This is a genomic window from Pseudomonas sp. G(2018) (assembly GCF_005502415.1).
Lineage (GTDB): Bacteria > Pseudomonadota > Gammaproteobacteria > Pseudomonadales > Pseudomonadaceae > Aquipseudomonas.
The window spans coordinates 1-14,886 of the sequence record NZ_SCOO01000064.1; the positions used below are offsets into that span (position 1 = coordinate 1).

Genomic DNA, 14,886 nt, shown 5'->3' on the forward strand with positions numbered 1-14,886 from the left:
TTTTCAGGGCTCATTGTCCGCGTCACAGGCACGCCTCGCCTGCATTCAACAGCCGTTTTCGCATCATCCACAGGCTCGACAAGGAAAGCAGTGTGGTCTGCTGCGGGGTATTTTTAACCAAGCCTCGGAAGCGGACTTTCGTATAACAAAACTGGCGCTTGATCACCAGGAATGGATGCGCACCTTGGCCTGGACTTGAGCTTTCGCGTATTCGATTTTGCGTCGCATACGACCTGTTAGGTTCCTTTTTCACGCGTCTTATAGCTGCTGGGCCGCGCTGCAATCGACCAGTTCATCTAGCGATGTTGATGCTCCACACGCCTCTCTACGCCGGTGTAACTGGCATCGCCAGAGACGTAAGTTTCCTCGCCGTGCTACAACTGATTGACCTGTGTAACGTGCGCCACATTCGCCGCCGTACCCACCAGGTTATGTACCAAGTCGGATTCGGCCTCGACACCGATGTGCACTTTCAACCCGAAGAAATACATTTTTCATTCGTCTGATGCATTTAGGGGACGCGTTTGCCGTCCTTGTTCTTGGTCGAACTTGGCGCATGAATGATCGTCGCATCGACTACAGTACTTTGGCGTAGCAGCAAACCGCGGTCGCCCAAAGAGCCGTTGATGACCTGCAAAATCATGTTGGCCAGTTCATGCTTTTCCAACAATCGGCGGAAGTTGAAGATCTCGGTTTCATCCGGAATCCGATCCAAATGAAGCTGGGCAAACTGGCGCAGAATCGCGGTTTCATAGAGGGCCTCTTCCCTCGCCGGGTCGCTGTAGCCGAACCAGCTTTGCATCAGATGATGCCTGCAACATGAGCATCAACGGATACGCCGGACGACCGCCTTCACCCTTCAGATAATGCGGTTCGATCAACGCAATCAGGCCTTTCCAGGGCACGATCTGATCCATTTCAATCAGGAAACGCTAGCGGCGCGCCTGCTTACGTTTGCCCGCGCATTAGGCTTGACACAGCGAAGTTTGTGACGCACCCAGCCGTCCAGCTCCCCAAGTGGCCGCTTGCTCTGACTTAGCTTGAAATAGCCTGCCCAACCACGCAGTACAGGTTTATTCGCTCGATGACAGTCGCCATCTTGCAGCCCCGTAATCGACGCAGCAGGTCTCTGAGCCGGTCACGAAAGCGACCCAGACTCATAGTCGCCACTCTCAGACTCGGCTGTTGATGCCAGCTCATCCCATAACCCAGATAGCCGCAGACCCAAGGTCGTGCCACGCGGCTCTTTTCCCGGTTCAGCGTCAGTTTCAATCGCTGCCTCAGGAACCGCTCGACGCCTGCCATCACGCGCTCTCCAGCACGATGACTGTGCACATAAATGATCACATCATTGGAATAACGCACAAAGCGATGGCCCCGACGCTCCAGCTCGCAGTCGAGTTCGTTGAACAGGATGTTCGACAGCAACGGCAAGAGGATGCCTCCCTGCGGGGTTCTGGCATGGCTGGGGAATAGCTGCTTTTGGTAGACATAACCAGCCCGGAGCCATTTCTGCAAAATCGCCTTATCCATGGGGATGTTGGCGATCAACCAGTCATGGCTGATATTGTCGAAACAGCCTTGAATGTCGCCCTCTAACACCCACTCCGCGTTTGCTTTTCGTGACAGCACACCAAAGCACTGTGCGGCGGCATCCGCAGTTGAACGTTCCGGCCTGAATCCATAAGAGTTCGGATCGGCGGTGGTTTCCGCTATTGGTTCCAGAGCCAGCAAATGAAGCGCCTGCATGGCTCGGCATTTCATCGCGGGAATTCCGAGAGGTCTAGTCTTGCCATTTTTCTTCGGAATGAGGACTCTCCGAAGCGGAAGCGGCGAGTAGCCTCGTCGCTTCAATGACGCTATCGCACCGAGCTTGGCTCTCGGTGTATTCCAAGTGACCTTGTCCACACCGGGGGTATTTTTGCCTTTGTTTTCAGACACTCGTTTCACGGCTAAAGCTTTGCCGCTAAACGAGTGAGTCAGCTGCCATTGCAAGGCTCTCGCTTTGTTATGCCTGCCGTCTTGTACAGCCTTCACAATACGCGCTTGCAGCCCTCTGACACGACGTTGTGCGGCGATCCAATCGATGCCGTCCCACGACGTGCCGGATGGTGCACACGCCAATGCTGCTGCGTTCATTTGCTCTCCTTCCGTTGAAAGGGTTCTACATACTCTCTTGTGAGGAGAGACCATGAGGACGTCTGCCCGCTTTCGCGTGAAGTGATGTTTCAACTTCTATCCAACCCATTACAGGATGGCGTTCGCTTTTTCCTCGTTCCTTCGCCCGCACCGCCATGAGAGTTTTTACAAACGGCTTTCCCTGACGGGAGCGATACGGGATTTCCACGTTCCGCCTACTGAAGTGCGTCGGGTTAGGTGCCTGCTATCGACCGGGAGGCATGTGGGTCACGAGTGCGCAGTCGAAAGACGCAATTCCCACCTCCATTACCGTTTTGGTTCGAGCGTGTAAGCCATTTCCGCTCGCTCAACTTAACGATCGTTGCGCAGATTCACATGCGTTCACCATACCGACTATCTAGCCCTTGTCCGGCTATGGCTGCCAGAAGGGTACGCCTCTCACGATTGATACCCCGCACCTTGCGGTGCCTCGTTCCGTTGTCGAAGGCGCTCTTGATTCAGCCTTCTAGATTCACCCGGTGACACGGGTGGTTCCCGCAGAGGGGAACAACTTCATTAAGCGACTTCGTGTCGCACCTCGCACCAGTTGTTATCAATGGGTACGGCCCCGTCATCAAGGTAGCGCGACAGCGCTGCCCAGCGTTTCAGGCTGTAATCCAGCGCTCTACTGATAGCCGAACCTTCGGGCACTAGATCGCGCTGGGCGATCATCCAGGTATGCAGCATATCCATCACCGGCACGGCTTTTTCTTGCCGTATTCGACGGCGTAACTCCGGTTCCAGGCCGCGGACTTCACTCTCGACTTCGTACAGCAACTGAATGTAGCGCAGGGCTTGCTCGGCGAGCGTGCTCTTGTTGGTGGCGTGTAGTTCGAAGAACTTGCGCCGCGCATGGGCCATGCAGCCGATCTCGGTGACGCCGAGTTCAAAGCTGGCCTTGTAGCCGCCATTATGTTTTGCAACTCATAACGCGGGTTATGTTGCGGCGGGAGTTATGTTGTGATGGTAAAAGGCGCCGCCTCCAATCGGGAGGTCGGCGCAAAAAGTGGCACATAAATTCATGCTACAACCCTCGCATGAACGCCATGAGAGACGCTGAATTCGGTCGCAGGCGCACAGCCTCAGGCACATTTGTGACGTCCAAACATGCAAGAGCCTTGGCCTTCATTTCGAGATCGACTTCCGCGTAGATGTGGGTCGTGTCTAGGGAGACATGCCCGAGCCAAGCCCGAATTGTATTGATATCGACCCCGGCTCTTAACAGGTGAACGGCAGTCGTGTGTCGAATAGTGTGCGGGCTGATGCGCTTGCCTTGCATGGAATCAACCCGCTTGCCGGCTGCTCGTCCATACACCGACACAACGCGATGTATGCCGAATCGAGTCATAGGATTCCCGGCACGACCTATGAATACGCGATCCTCTGTTCTGCGTTCGACGATGAGTGCCCGCAGCGCGGTAGCTGTTACTGGCCACAGGGGGCATACGCGCCATTTGTTTCACTTACCCAGAATGCGCACGGAGGGTGAAGTCCCAAGTTGCAAATTACCAACGCTGAGGCAGGCAGCTTCGTCAGCGCGGGCGCCGGTGTTATATAGGAAAAGCAAAATCGCATAGTCCCGTGCACCCTGGCTCGTAGCCCGATTAGGTGCCCGGAGCAGAGCTTCTACTTCTGGTTTGTCGAGGTAGTTGATGACTGCCTGGGTAGTTTTTTTGAACGGGATAGAACGGATCTCTGTGCACCACGCCAAATGCTCTGGCGATCGCATAGCAATGAAACGCCCTAATGAATGAATCGCGCAGAGCCGCTGGTTGCGCGTGACGATGCCACAACCGCGCTCGTGTTCGACGTGTACAAGGAATGCACGCACGATGGCGGACGATATGTCGAGCACCGACAAATGGTCGATTGCCACCGAGGCTCTTCGACTGACAAATGGAAGCAGGAGCGTCAGCGTGTCGCGGTAACTGATCTGAGTGTTGTGGGAAAGGTTACGCTCGGCGACCAGATACTCCAACAAGAAGCGACGTACCCATGCCCCGAGGAGATTTCGGTCATTCATGATCAATCTCCTGGCCTGAATAAATGGCAAATCGGCGACTCGCTTCGTGCAACAGTTCGGGAGTCATACGCAGATAGCGCTGGGTCGACCTTATGTCGACATGCCCCAGATACGTTGCCAATTGCGGCAATAGCCGCTGTACGTCCTTACCGGCGCGATACCATCCCAGTACACGATGAACGGCGGCTGTATGCCGCAGATCATGGAGGCGCGGAGGCCGTAGTTCGCCAGTCGGGCGAGCAATACCGGCAGCCAAACGAACGCGTTGGAACAGAGTTATGACGTATTGGTAGTTCAGGCGATGGCCAGTACGAGTGCACAGCAGGGTAGAGTCTTGGCCTAGTGGAAGTGCTAGCGCGCAACGTTGTCGTAGATAGACTCGCAGTTTCGATGCCAGTCTGGGCCCAATCGGCACCAGTCTTGTCTTATAAAACTTTGTGTCACGAACGGTGATGATTCGCTGCTCGAGGTCGACGTCACAGAGGTTTAGTCTGATTGCCTCTCCGACGCGCAACCCGGCACCGTAAAGGATCAGCAAGAGGGTTCTGTATGTCGCAGCTTGAAGGCGACTGAGCGAGGTACTCAGTATGACGGTGGCATCTAACAGGTGCTGTATTTCTGTGGTGGCATAGACATAGGGAGTCTGTGCCGGTGGAAGTTGTGGTGGTCGTTCCGGCAGGGGCGAGATCGTTGTGTGGCCACGTGCGATTGCGAAGCGATAAAAACTAACAAGTAATCCTCGCTTCGTCTTCCACGTAGCGCTCAGCTCACCGTGCCCGTGCAGAAATACGGCTACTGCCTCTGGAGTAACTTCGGGGAGCGGCAGGTTTCCAGTCTCACGTGCAAACTGACGCAGCACTCTGACACTGCTATTCAGGCCCACGCCTTGGGCACGACGGACAGCCACGTAGGCATTGACTACGTCCAAGGTTCTCATAGCAGGTCTCCCAGGTCGAAGTCACCGACTTCACGTAACGAGACCAGATCAACCTTGGTGTACGTCATTGTCGCCGATGTACTGCGGTGGCCAAGGTGGTCGCCAATCTCCTTGAGGCTCAGCCCATTGGCGAGCAGCCTGGCCGCGCATGCATGTCGAAGCGCACGCGGCCCCAAATGTGCAGCTTGTATGTTGAGCAGACGCAATCTGCCGCTGACGATGTTGTATAAACCAGCAGCGGAGATGGGGATTCGCGGCGCCCGAGTTCGGATGAATATCTCAGGGTGCAGTACCTTCGGACGCACTGTGTCGACATATTGCGCTAATGCCTCAGCCACTGTGAACGCCAATGGGTAAACCTGTGGCTGACGGCGCTTCAATCGCCAAATACGCAATTGGCCAGCAGCCCAGTCGATCTGATCCAACCGGAGTGCGGCAACTTCTCCCCGGCGTAAACCGTAGACGGCAAAAAGCATCAGGATGGCTCGATCGCGCACATCGCGTTCAGAGCTTGAATTTGTAGTTGCGAGTACTCGCTGAACATCCTCCCAGCTCAGTGCATAGGGAAGTGACTCTAGGGCGTAATGTCGCGGGGCGTGGATCGAGTCGGCCAATGCACTGCTGCATGCTCCCTGCGTTGCCGCGTAGCGCAGGAATACCCGCAACATTGTTGCGACGTGCCCTGCCGAAATTCGCGACCACCGTTGCGCACCGTAGGTGATGAAGTAGGCATCAATATCCTCGGGCCTAAGCGTCGAAAATCTGCGGCCTGTGTTGAAGCACCAGCGCAAAAAGGTTGCCGCTCGACTGCGCCATTGACTAATGGTACATGGTGTCAAGCCGCGTTCATCCCGCATCCACGAGACGAAAAGCTCAAGATTCTCCTCGAATGGAATCGTCTCCGTTGGCTCTTGCCACCAGCCCAGGAACTTAAACCAAGGTCTTGCGGTGTTTATCAACGTCGTAGCAGTTGCAGGAGAATTGGCCGGCAATGGCCCTTCGTGAATGATCTGGTGCAGCCGTGACGAATTGATTGCATTGATGTCGCTTGGCTGCACCCGCTCGGCAATCCAAAGCAAGCAGCACGCCTTCAAGTAAAGGGAGGCATGCGTACAGCCCTGCTCAGCACAGTGTTGTAGGTATCGCTCGCGTTCAGCGGCCAGCGATCCGGCACGATGGCGTTTACAGGCAGCGTTTGAAGAATAGATATTCTCGAACATGGCTGACACTCCAGGTGAGGTCTACCAAGGCGCTGCAATTTATGTTGCGTCAATCGCCTATCGACAACAGAGAAACTGCCTATTCGCCCGGTCGGGATCACATAACTCAGGCCGCAACATAACCAGCGAAATCATCACAGACCAGCTTGCCCTTCCAGTCTTGCAGGAAGTTGCGAGCATGCTCACCGGCGCGGCTGGGGCTGAAGTCGTAAACGACAGTGGCTGTTTCGCAGAACTGGCTGGTGGCGTAGGCCCAGACATAAGAACGGTGAGTTTTCTTCGAGCCCGGAGCGAGCATTTGTACCGGTGTTTCGTCGGCGTGGATGACCTGCTGCCCGAGTACCACGTCGCGCAGCGCATCGACCAGAGGCTGCAACTGAACGCCAGTCGCGCCAACCCATTGGGCCAAGGTGGAACGTGGAATTGCCAAGCCAGCTCGACCAAAAATCGACTCTTGGCGGTAAAGCGGCAGATGGTCGGCAAACTTGGCGATCATGACGTGGGCAAGTAGCCCGGCAGTCGGGATGCCCTTATCGATGACCTGCGCCGGAACCGGCGCCTGGATCAGTGTTTCGCAGTCATCACAGACCCATTTACCTCGGACATGGCGCTCGACCGTAAAAACGCCAAGCGTGTAGTCCAGTTTTTCGCTGACGTCTTCACCGATACGCTTGAGTGCACAGCCACATGGGCAATGAGTGTTGTCCGGTTCGTGATGGATCAGCGTGCGTGGGAACTCCGGCGGCAACGCCGTGCGCTTAGGCTTTTGCTTTTTCTCGGTCGCAGGTGGAGCTGTTTGCAATGCCTGAAGCTCAGCCTCAATCGCCGCGATATCGGTATCGATCAGGTCATCGAGCAAGCTGGCCTGGGCCGGATTCAACTGCTCGCTACACTTGGCAAACTTCAAACGCTTGAGCTGTGCAATCTCGTGGCTCAGTTTCTCGATCACCGTTTGGTCGCGGTGGATCTTCTTACCCATGGTGTCGACTTGCGACAGCAACTGCGCTGCCAGGACACGCAGTTGGTCAGGGGACATTTGGTCAAGATTGGGCGAAGGAGTCATGCCCCGAATTTTGCCAGAGCAGGCAGTTCGCGGCGATAGACCGATAGGCTAATGGCAGCCGTTAAAGCAGTGTGATCGCGCCGCCGGAGCCCGCGCGTTGCCATGGCAGGCCCAGCACCAGGGCCTGAAGTTGCTCGGCATCCAACTCGAGTTCAGAGCCTTGTCGAATGCCTGGCCAGTGAAATTTACCTTGATTCAATCGGCGAGCCGCCAACCAGACCCCGAAGCCGTCATGCACCAGAACTTTCATGCGCGTGGCTCGGCGGTTGGCGAACAGATAAGCACAGTGCGGCTTCGCCGCACCGAACACCGCGATCACTCTGGCTAACGCGGTCTCGGTGCCTGCGCGCATGTCCATCGGCTCGGTGGCGAGCCAGATGGAGTCGATGCGGATCATTGGGCGAGTCCACGGATGAATCGGGCGCACCCTTCGGGATCGGAAGTTGGCCACGTCACCGTGAGCGTTTGCTGGCCGAGCAGTAATTCAATGATCGCCAACGCTTCGGTCTTTCGTTTTGGTTCTACTTTCAGAGGAATGAAAGCTGGCAGCGCGACTGCCTGCTGGTCACGATAAAGCGGTATCCACCGGCGAACGACATTGGCGTTGATGCCGTGCCTCATCGCAATAGCCGCCACGGAGACACCGGGCTGTTCGCACTCTTGGACGACTTGGGTTTTGAAGGCTTTCGGGTAGGACTTACGTTGGCGCATGGCGATCCTGACGTTAAGGGTAATTGCGTCGCTTAATATGCGGACACAATCGCCCTTATCGGCCGGGCTCGGAAGGTGTGTTCACCGGCCCCTTACAATTTTGGGGCGTGTCTCACTTGCTGACTCAACTCAACGCCATCGAAGTCTTGAAGATTTAGCGGGGCTACTTGGTCAGCCAGAATCAAGGCAAGCATTAGAATAGTAAAACCTACTAATACGGGGAATGAGCCACACCAGAAGACGATGCGTCGGTGGCGCTGGCGCTGGTATGCATTCATTTTGACAGCCCCTTTCTCAAACCACCGTATCTCTCCGATTTAAGAAATACGATGGTCAATCCAAGAGATATTACCTGACTACGACGGCCCCTACGAGGGTGCTGCTGCGGCGTAGAACTATAACACCACCAATCGCAGCCAGGATCGAACCGATCAATACCCCGACTTTGACTTCATCAATCAAATGAGCTGATCCGGCGAATGCCTGGTTGCCAATGAACAGGTTCATGGTGAAACCAATGCCGCCCAACAACGCTGCGACATAGAGCTGCGTCCAGGTGCTCCCTTCCGCCAACTTGGCCAGCCCCAGACGAATGGCCAGAGCAGCCAGTAGGAAAATACCGACCTGCTTGCCCACCAACAGCTCCAGAGCTACGCCCAGTGGAACCGGATCGACCAGGTTCTCCATGGAAATACCGGTCAATGAAGCGCCCGCGTTGGCGAAGCCAAAAATCGGAACCACTGCGAACGCTACCCACATGTGCAGCTTTTCTTTGAGTAACAGCAGCGGAGACCGCGCTTCTTCTGGCCTGCCCATGGGGATGCACAGCGCCACGGTGACACCTGCCAGCGTTGCATGCACGCCCGATGTAGAAAGAAGAACGACAACACGCCCCCGACCAGGAGATAGGGGAACAGCCGTCTTACACCCAGTCGATTCAGTGCGATCAGAATGACCAGGGTCGCGAGCGAGGCCAGCAACATCGGCATGTAGTATCAGGTCATTACCAAACAGAGCTGGTTGGTCAGTTTGACCTGAAGTAAGCCTGAGCTGATCGCTAACACCACGCCGACGCAAGAGTTGGCTACTCTCTGTCGCAGAGATCATTGCTGCTCGCTTACACCGTGGGTGTTTAGACTATTAATAACCCTCAGCATCCGGCTGGAGGCCGCTCCCCCAATTTTGGAGCAGTAAAGCAGACGTTGTACCGATTATGCTCATTGTGATCGGTGTCTTATACGTGATTCGAGAGCACTTCAACCACGTTTGTCCGTATTTGCCCTGTCTGATTCTGCTTATCTGTCCATTAAAGCATTTTTTGGTCATGGCGATCAGGCAGCAACCAACAAGGACGAAAAAGGGGAATAGCCATGCCAGCCACACCGAGCAACCACGACCACCGTCACGCCCATGCTACCTCACCCAATGACGGTGATCTGCGTGACCCGGTGTGCGGCATGGCTGTTACACCCCCATTCAAGTATGGCGAGCTCTATAACGGACAGACTTATCAATTTTGTAGCCTGAAATGCCAAGATAAGTTTAGAGCAGATCCTGAGCGCTACAGTGGTACTCATCCGATAGCAGAACCGAACGTCACCGCTCCAGAGCCTGCGGTACAAGCGGCCACTGAGTTCACCTGTCCTATGCACCCGGAAATACGCCAGCCCGGTCCCGGTAATTGCCCTAAATGTGGCATGACATTAGAACCGGTCATGCCCGCACTCGATGAAGATGAAAACCCCGAGCTCCGGGAGTTCACCCGCCGTTTTTGGTGGTCGATGCCACTAACCGTGATAGTGACCGTGCTCGCTATGGCGGGACACTCGTTACAACTCTTCCATGGTTCGATCCAGAACTGGATCGAGCTAGCGTTGGCGACACCGGTGACCTTATGGGCAGGTTGGCCTTTTTTTGTAAGGGGCATAGCATCTGTTGGAAATCGCAGTCCAAACATGTGGACTCTTATTGGTTTGGGTACCGCCGCAGCCTATCTTTACAGCGTCGTGGCAACGTTATTTCCTCAAAGTTTCCCCACCACCTTCATGCAAAATGGACGCATCGGCGTCTACTTCGAAGCTGCGGCGGTCATCATCTCGCTTACTTTGCTTGGGCAGATTCTTGAGCTCAAAGCCCGATCGCAAACCTCCGCCGCCATTAAGTCCCTCCTCGGCCTATCTCCCAAGACAGCACGCAGGATCAACGCCGATGGCCAGGAGGAAGACATTCCTCTCACCCATGTTCACTTGGGTGACCATTTGCGGGTCAGACCAGGTGAAAAGGTGCCAGTTGATGGCTCAGTACTGGAGGGTGAAAGTGCAGTGGATGAATCCATGCTCACTGGCGAGCCTGTGCCGGTAATGAAAAGAGCTGGAAATAGCTTGATCGGCGCCACGCTCAATACCCATGGCAGCTTGGTAATGGAGGCGCAGAAGGTCGGCGCCGAGACCATACTTTCACAGATCGTACAAATGGTCGCTCGGGCTCAACGCTCCAAAGCACCAATGCAACGAATGGCCGACTCGATTGCCGGCTACTTTGTGATGGGTGTTATCACGATTGCGATACTGACACTCATAGGCTGGGGGCTCTTCGGCCCGGAACCCAGCTGGGTCTTTGGTCTAATTAATGCTGTCGCCGTGCTGATCATCGCTTGCCCCTGTGCATTGGGTCTTGCGACGCCCATGTCAATCATGGTTTCGACGGGTAAAGCAGCCAGCATGGGGGTGCTATTCAGGGATGCCAGCGCCATCGAAAACCTTTGCAAGATCGACACATTGATTGTCGATAAGACAGGCACCCTTACAGAGGGGCGGCCGGTGTTTCACAGCGTGGAGGCCACACCTAATTTCAACCCCAGCGATGTTCTTCAACTAGCAGCCAGCCTTGATCAAGGCAGCGAACATCCCCTGGCTCATGCCATCGTCGATCACGCCCGAACCGAGAACATTGCGCTCACCAAGCCTGAATCCTTTGACTCTGGTTCAGGTATTGGGGTCAGTGGCCTGGTTGATGGCAAGAAGATTCAGCTAGGCAATACCGCGTTGATGGGAGCCGCCGGCGTGAGTACCAAGGCCTTACAAGACCGTGCAGAGTTGTTACGCCTTGAAGGCATCAGCATTATCTATCTCGCTGTTGACGGGGTATTGGCAGGGTTACTGGCGGTGTCAGACCCGATAAAACCGACCTCCAAAGAAGCAGTCACCAAGCTCAAGGCTGATGACATTAAAATCATCATGGCTACTGGAGATGGGCTCACCACCGCTCGAGCTGTCGCCAGGGTAATGGGTATTGAAGAGGTTCATGGTGAAGTAAAACCTCAGGACAAGGAACGCTTGGTCGCTGACCTCCAGCAATACGGCCGGAAGGTTGCCATGGCTGGCGACGGAATCAACGACGCACCGGCCCTGGCGCGAGCAGATGTGGGCATCGCCATGGGGACAGGGACTGACGTTGCGATGAATAGCGCGCAACTCACGCTGGTAAAAGGCGACCTGATGGGAATTCTACGAGCACGGGCACTTTCAGTTGCAACAGTAAAAAACATGCGGCAAAACTTGGGTTTCGCCTTTCTTTACAACTCGATGGGTATTCCCCTCGCCGCAGGTCTGCTCTACCCACTGACGGGACATCTCCTGTCGCCAATGATCGCCGCCATAGCCATGAGCATCAGTTCTGCATCTGTAGTTTTCAATGCATTGAGACTGAGGAATACCCGAATAGATTGAGCTTCATCGATGCTCGTAGCCAAAAATAGATAACTCTTAACCTTGCTGTTGTGTAAGCGTTAATTGTTTAAGCCAATCAAGCACTGATCCGAAAGAGGATGGCGGGCAGACGTGACCGTGTCCGACTACTCGACAATCATATCCGGTCACTGGCAATTGGACGTCACTATGTACGGTCTGCAATTATACTGTGTTAATGGCGGCCCTGATGATGCTGATCCCGTCGGTAGTTTCAACGGACATGATCCGTAAGCCTATCTGAAGGCATCCTCACGTTGCTGCAAACGCAAAAAATCGTATGCGTCCGGCCAAGTCATCTACCCGGCCCCGCAAAGCCAGGACATGGTGTGCACTTAAATTTAAGTGGACACCAGTTCTAGCCTTTTAAGCGGGTATTTCATGCAGCCGACACGCCGTTCGTATTCCAAATCCTTCAAGGCCCGGGTCATTCAAGAGTGTGTCCAACCCGGCGCTTCGATTGCCAGCGTTGCCCTTAGCCATAGCCTCAACGCGAACCTCGTCCACAAATGGATTCGGGTGCAAGCGCAGAAAAGCACGGCGCTCCAACCTGCATTCATCCCGTTGCCTATACACGAAACAGCCCACGGATCCTCAGCGAATATCAGCATTGAGATTCTGCACCCGCGCGGCACCGTCAAAGTGAACTGGCCAACCGATAATGCTGCTGCCTGTGCCGCATTCCTTCGAGACCTTTTGCGATGATCCGCATCGACGCCATCTGGCTTGCCACCGAGCCCATGGACATGCGCGCCGGAACTGAAACGGCGCTGGCCAGAGTGATCGCGGTGTTCGGTGCGGCGAAGCCGCACTGCGCCTATCTGTTTACCAATCGCCGTGCGACTCGGGTCAAAGTGCTGGTACACGATGGGATTGGCGTCTGGCTGGCGGCACGTCGCTTGAACCAAGGTAAATTCCATTGGCCAGGTGTTCGGCAAGGCAGTGAATTGCAGTTGGATACAGAGCAACTTCAGGCCCTGTTGCTTGGCCTGCCTTGGCAACGGGTTGGCGCTGGCGGTGCAATCACGGTGCTTTAGAAACTGTAATTAGCATCTTGGTTTGCTGTCGCAGACGGTCTGCTTTGGTAAAATCCAAGGCATGACTTCCTCGCCTAATCTCGATCAAATGACTCCCGACCAACTGCGTGCATTCGCTGCGCAATTGCTGTCGCAAGTCGAGACCATGGGCAAGAAGATCAACCGCGATCAAACGGTGATCGAGAAGCTGACCCACGAGATCGCACAGCTCAAGCGTTTGAAGTTTGCCAAGCGCAGCGAGCAGATGAGTCCTGATCAGGCCAGCCTGCTTGATGACCTAATCGATACTGATATCGCGGCGATTGAGGCCGAGCTTCAGGCGTTGCAAATAGCACCAGCAGCGACCGAGGAAAAGCAAAAGCCCAAGCGCACGGCATTCCCGGCAGAGTTCCCACGCACGTTGATCCATCACGAGCCGGACAACACTCACTGCCCATGCGGCTGCGCACTGAAGCGCATCGGTGAAGATGTCAGTGAAAAGCTGGACTACACGCCGGGTGTGTTTACCGTTGAGCGCCATGTTCGTGGCAAGTGGGTTTGCGATGACTGCGAAACGCTGATCCAGGCGCCGGTGCCGGCGCAGGTCATCGACAAGGGCATCCCGACGGCCGGGTTACTTGCTCACGTCATGATTGCGAAGTTCGCTGACCATCTTCCGCTTTACCGTCAGGAATCGATTTTTGGTCGTGCCGGCTTGGCGATTCCACGCTCCACGCTGGCTCAGTGGGTTGGCATTACAGGCGTGCAGTTGCAGCCCTTGGTCGATGCCTTGCGGGACGTAGTGATCGGGCAACAGGTCATGCACGCGGATGAAACACCCGTGCAAATGCTTGCTCCAGGCTCGAAAAAAACTCACCGATCTTATGTTTGGGCGTACGCCACCAGCCAGTTCTGCGAGACAGCCGCTGTTGTCTACGACTTCAGCCCCAGCCGCGCCGGCGAGCATGCTCGTAACTTCCTGCAAGGCTGGAAAGGCAAGTTGGTCTGCGATGATTTTGGCGGTTACAAGGCCAGCTTCGAACTCGGCGTGACCGAGATCGGCTGCATGGCCCATGCCCGGCGCAAGTTCTTCGAGTTGCACGCAACCAACAAGAGCCAGATCGCCGAGCAGGCCCTGCGCTACATCCAGCTGTTGTACGAAGTCGAGAGCGAAGTGCGCGACCTGGAGCCGAATTTAAGGCGCCGAATACGGCAAGAAAAAGCCGTACCGGTGATGGATAGGTTGCATGCCTGGATGATCGCGCAGCGTGATGTTGTGCCCGAAGGGTCGGCTATAAGCAGAGCACTCGATTACAGCCTCAAACGCTGGGCAGCGCTGTCGCGCTACCTCGATGACGGGGCGGTTCCCATTGATAATAATTGGGCGGAGAACCAGATCCGGCCATGGGCTCTTGGACGCAAGAACTGGCTCTTCGCCGGGTCACTACGCAGCGGAAAACGGGCTGCGGCGATCATGAGTTTGATCCAGTCAGCACGGCTGAATGGCCATGATCCGTACGCCTATCTAAAGGATGTTCTCACGCGCCTGCCGACGCAGCGGGCGAGTGAAATTGAGCAGTTGCTTCCGCATAAGTGGCAGCCGGTTTAATCACGCAAGACGTGATGCCCGGACGCATACAAAAAATCAGTCGAGTAGACGAGTTGTTGCCACATAAGAGGCAGCCGACGTAATAACGCAGAGTAGCTTCGCCGCTCGCGTACCATTAGTTAAAGTAATCAGAACAAATGCATCTCAGCGTGAGTATGCGCCTGAAGTGAATCCGGCACACCAGATGACTCTAAACCTCCGGCCTCTAGCCAGCTTATAGTCTGTGCGTAAGCCCTCTGAAGCAGAAGCTCTGTTTGATTGAAGTCAAATACAGAAACACCTAGTGGGCACAGTGGAGCCACTACATGAATATTGGCACGTGAAGAGAAAAGTTCTATATCACGTACCAACTGTCGCATGCTCATCAGGTTTATGCTGTGTAA

General features: G+C 55.1%; 11 protein-coding genes and 6 pseudogenes. 5 read left to right on the forward strand and 12 right to left on the reverse strand.

The features are described 5' to 3' along the window. Window positions 1-22: 22 nt before the first annotated feature. The 11 genes and pseudogenes from FFS64_RS30280 to FFS64_RS30340 all read right to left on the reverse strand — a co-directional run. A pseudogene (locus FFS64_RS30280) lies at window positions 23-926 on the reverse strand (IS5 family transposase). After that, the gene (locus tag FFS64_RS32050; protein WP_137808354.1) at window positions 923-1,114 is read right to left on the reverse strand and encodes a group II intron maturase-specific domain-containing protein; all 192 of its coding nucleotides are present in this window, start codon (window positions 1,112-1,114) and stop codon (window positions 923-925) included. The pseudogene FFS64_RS30280 and the gene FFS64_RS32050 overlap by 4 nt, the downstream one beginning before the upstream one ends. After that, window positions 1,036-2,139, reverse strand: coding sequence for a reverse transcriptase domain-containing protein (locus FFS64_RS30290; RefSeq protein WP_238347454.1), 1,104 nt, complete (start codon window positions 2,137-2,139; stop codon window positions 1,036-1,038). Before FFS64_RS30290 ends, FFS64_RS32050 begins: the two co-directional genes overlap by 79 nt. A gap of 576 nt (window positions 2,140-2,715) precedes the next feature. Then, window positions 2,716-3,084 (reverse strand): annotated as a pseudogene (locus FFS64_RS30300) (transposase); the annotation flags it as partial. A 118-nt stretch (window positions 3,085-3,202) separates the two neighbouring features. Next, window positions 3,203-4,201: pseudogene (locus FFS64_RS31955) on the reverse strand (tyrosine-type recombinase/integrase). Next, complete coding sequence (locus FFS64_RS32345) at window positions 4,194-5,138, reverse strand: tyrosine-type recombinase/integrase (RefSeq protein ID WP_137808348.1); 945 nt, start codon at window positions 5,136-5,138, stop codon at window positions 4,194-4,196. The pseudogene FFS64_RS31955 and the gene FFS64_RS32345 overlap by 8 nt, the downstream one beginning before the upstream one ends. Further along, window positions 5,135-6,358, reverse strand: coding sequence for a tyrosine-type recombinase/integrase (locus FFS64_RS30315; RefSeq protein ID WP_137808349.1), 1,224 nt, complete (start codon window positions 6,356-6,358; stop codon window positions 5,135-5,137). Before FFS64_RS30315 ends, FFS64_RS32345 begins: the two co-directional genes overlap by 4 nt. Window positions 6,359-6,467: 109 nt before the next feature. Then, window positions 6,468-7,421, reverse strand: a pseudogene (locus FFS64_RS30320) (IS66 family transposase); the annotation flags it as partial. A gap of 61 nt (window positions 7,422-7,482) precedes the next feature. Continuing rightward, on the reverse strand, window positions 7,483-7,818 hold the full coding sequence (tnpB, locus tag FFS64_RS31960) for an IS66 family insertion sequence element accessory protein TnpB (RefSeq protein ID WP_137808350.1): 336 nt from the start codon (window positions 7,816-7,818) through the stop codon (window positions 7,483-7,485). Then, window positions 7,815-8,132: a transposase gene (locus FFS64_RS30330; RefSeq protein ID WP_137808351.1), complete on the reverse strand. Its 318-nt coding sequence runs from the start codon at window positions 8,130-8,132 to the stop codon at window positions 7,815-7,817. Before FFS64_RS30330 ends, tnpB (FFS64_RS31960) begins: the two co-directional genes overlap by 4 nt. 348 nt (window positions 8,133-8,480) lie before the next feature. Next, a pseudogene (locus FFS64_RS30340) lies at window positions 8,481-9,121 on the reverse strand (Na+/H+ antiporter NhaA); the annotation flags it as partial. Window positions 9,122-9,345: 224 nt separating this feature from the next. On the opposite strand from FFS64_RS30340, the gene FFS64_RS30345 reads away from it, so the two are divergent. The 5 genes from FFS64_RS30345 (at window position 9,346) to FFS64_RS30370 (ending at window position 14,503) form a co-directional block, all read left to right on the forward strand. Next, on the forward strand, window positions 9,346-9,561 hold the full coding sequence (locus FFS64_RS30345; RefSeq protein WP_305955759.1) for a DUF2933 domain-containing protein: 216 nt from the start codon (window positions 9,346-9,348) through the stop codon (window positions 9,559-9,561). Continuing rightward, a complete protein-coding gene (locus FFS64_RS30350) occupies window positions 9,503-11,860 on the forward strand; it encodes a heavy metal translocating P-type ATPase (RefSeq protein ID WP_137808353.1) in 2,358 nt (785 codons plus the stop codon). The genes FFS64_RS30345 and FFS64_RS30350 overlap by 59 nt, the downstream gene beginning before the upstream one ends. A 399-nt stretch (window positions 11,861-12,259) precedes the next feature. Then, window positions 12,260-12,583, forward strand: a complete 324-nt coding sequence (locus tag FFS64_RS30360; RefSeq protein ID WP_011600737.1) for a transposase — start codon at window positions 12,260-12,262, stop codon at window positions 12,581-12,583. Beyond that, complete coding sequence (tnpB, locus tag FFS64_RS31965) at window positions 12,580-12,915, forward strand: IS66 family insertion sequence element accessory protein TnpB (RefSeq protein ID WP_011600736.1); 336 nt, start codon at window positions 12,580-12,582, stop codon at window positions 12,913-12,915. The genes FFS64_RS30360 and tnpB (FFS64_RS31965) overlap by 4 nt, the downstream gene beginning before the upstream one ends. A gap of 61 nt (window positions 12,916-12,976) precedes the next feature. Beyond that, window positions 12,977-14,503: an IS66-like element ISPpu19 family transposase gene (locus FFS64_RS30370; protein ID WP_137808355.1), complete on the forward strand. Its 1,527-nt coding sequence runs from the start codon at window positions 12,977-12,979 to the stop codon at window positions 14,501-14,503. A 128-nt stretch (window positions 14,504-14,631) separates the two neighbouring features. Here FFS64_RS30370 and FFS64_RS31520 read toward each other — a convergent pair. Beyond that, window positions 14,632-14,886: pseudogene (locus FFS64_RS31520) on the reverse strand (patatin-like phospholipase family protein); the annotation flags it as partial.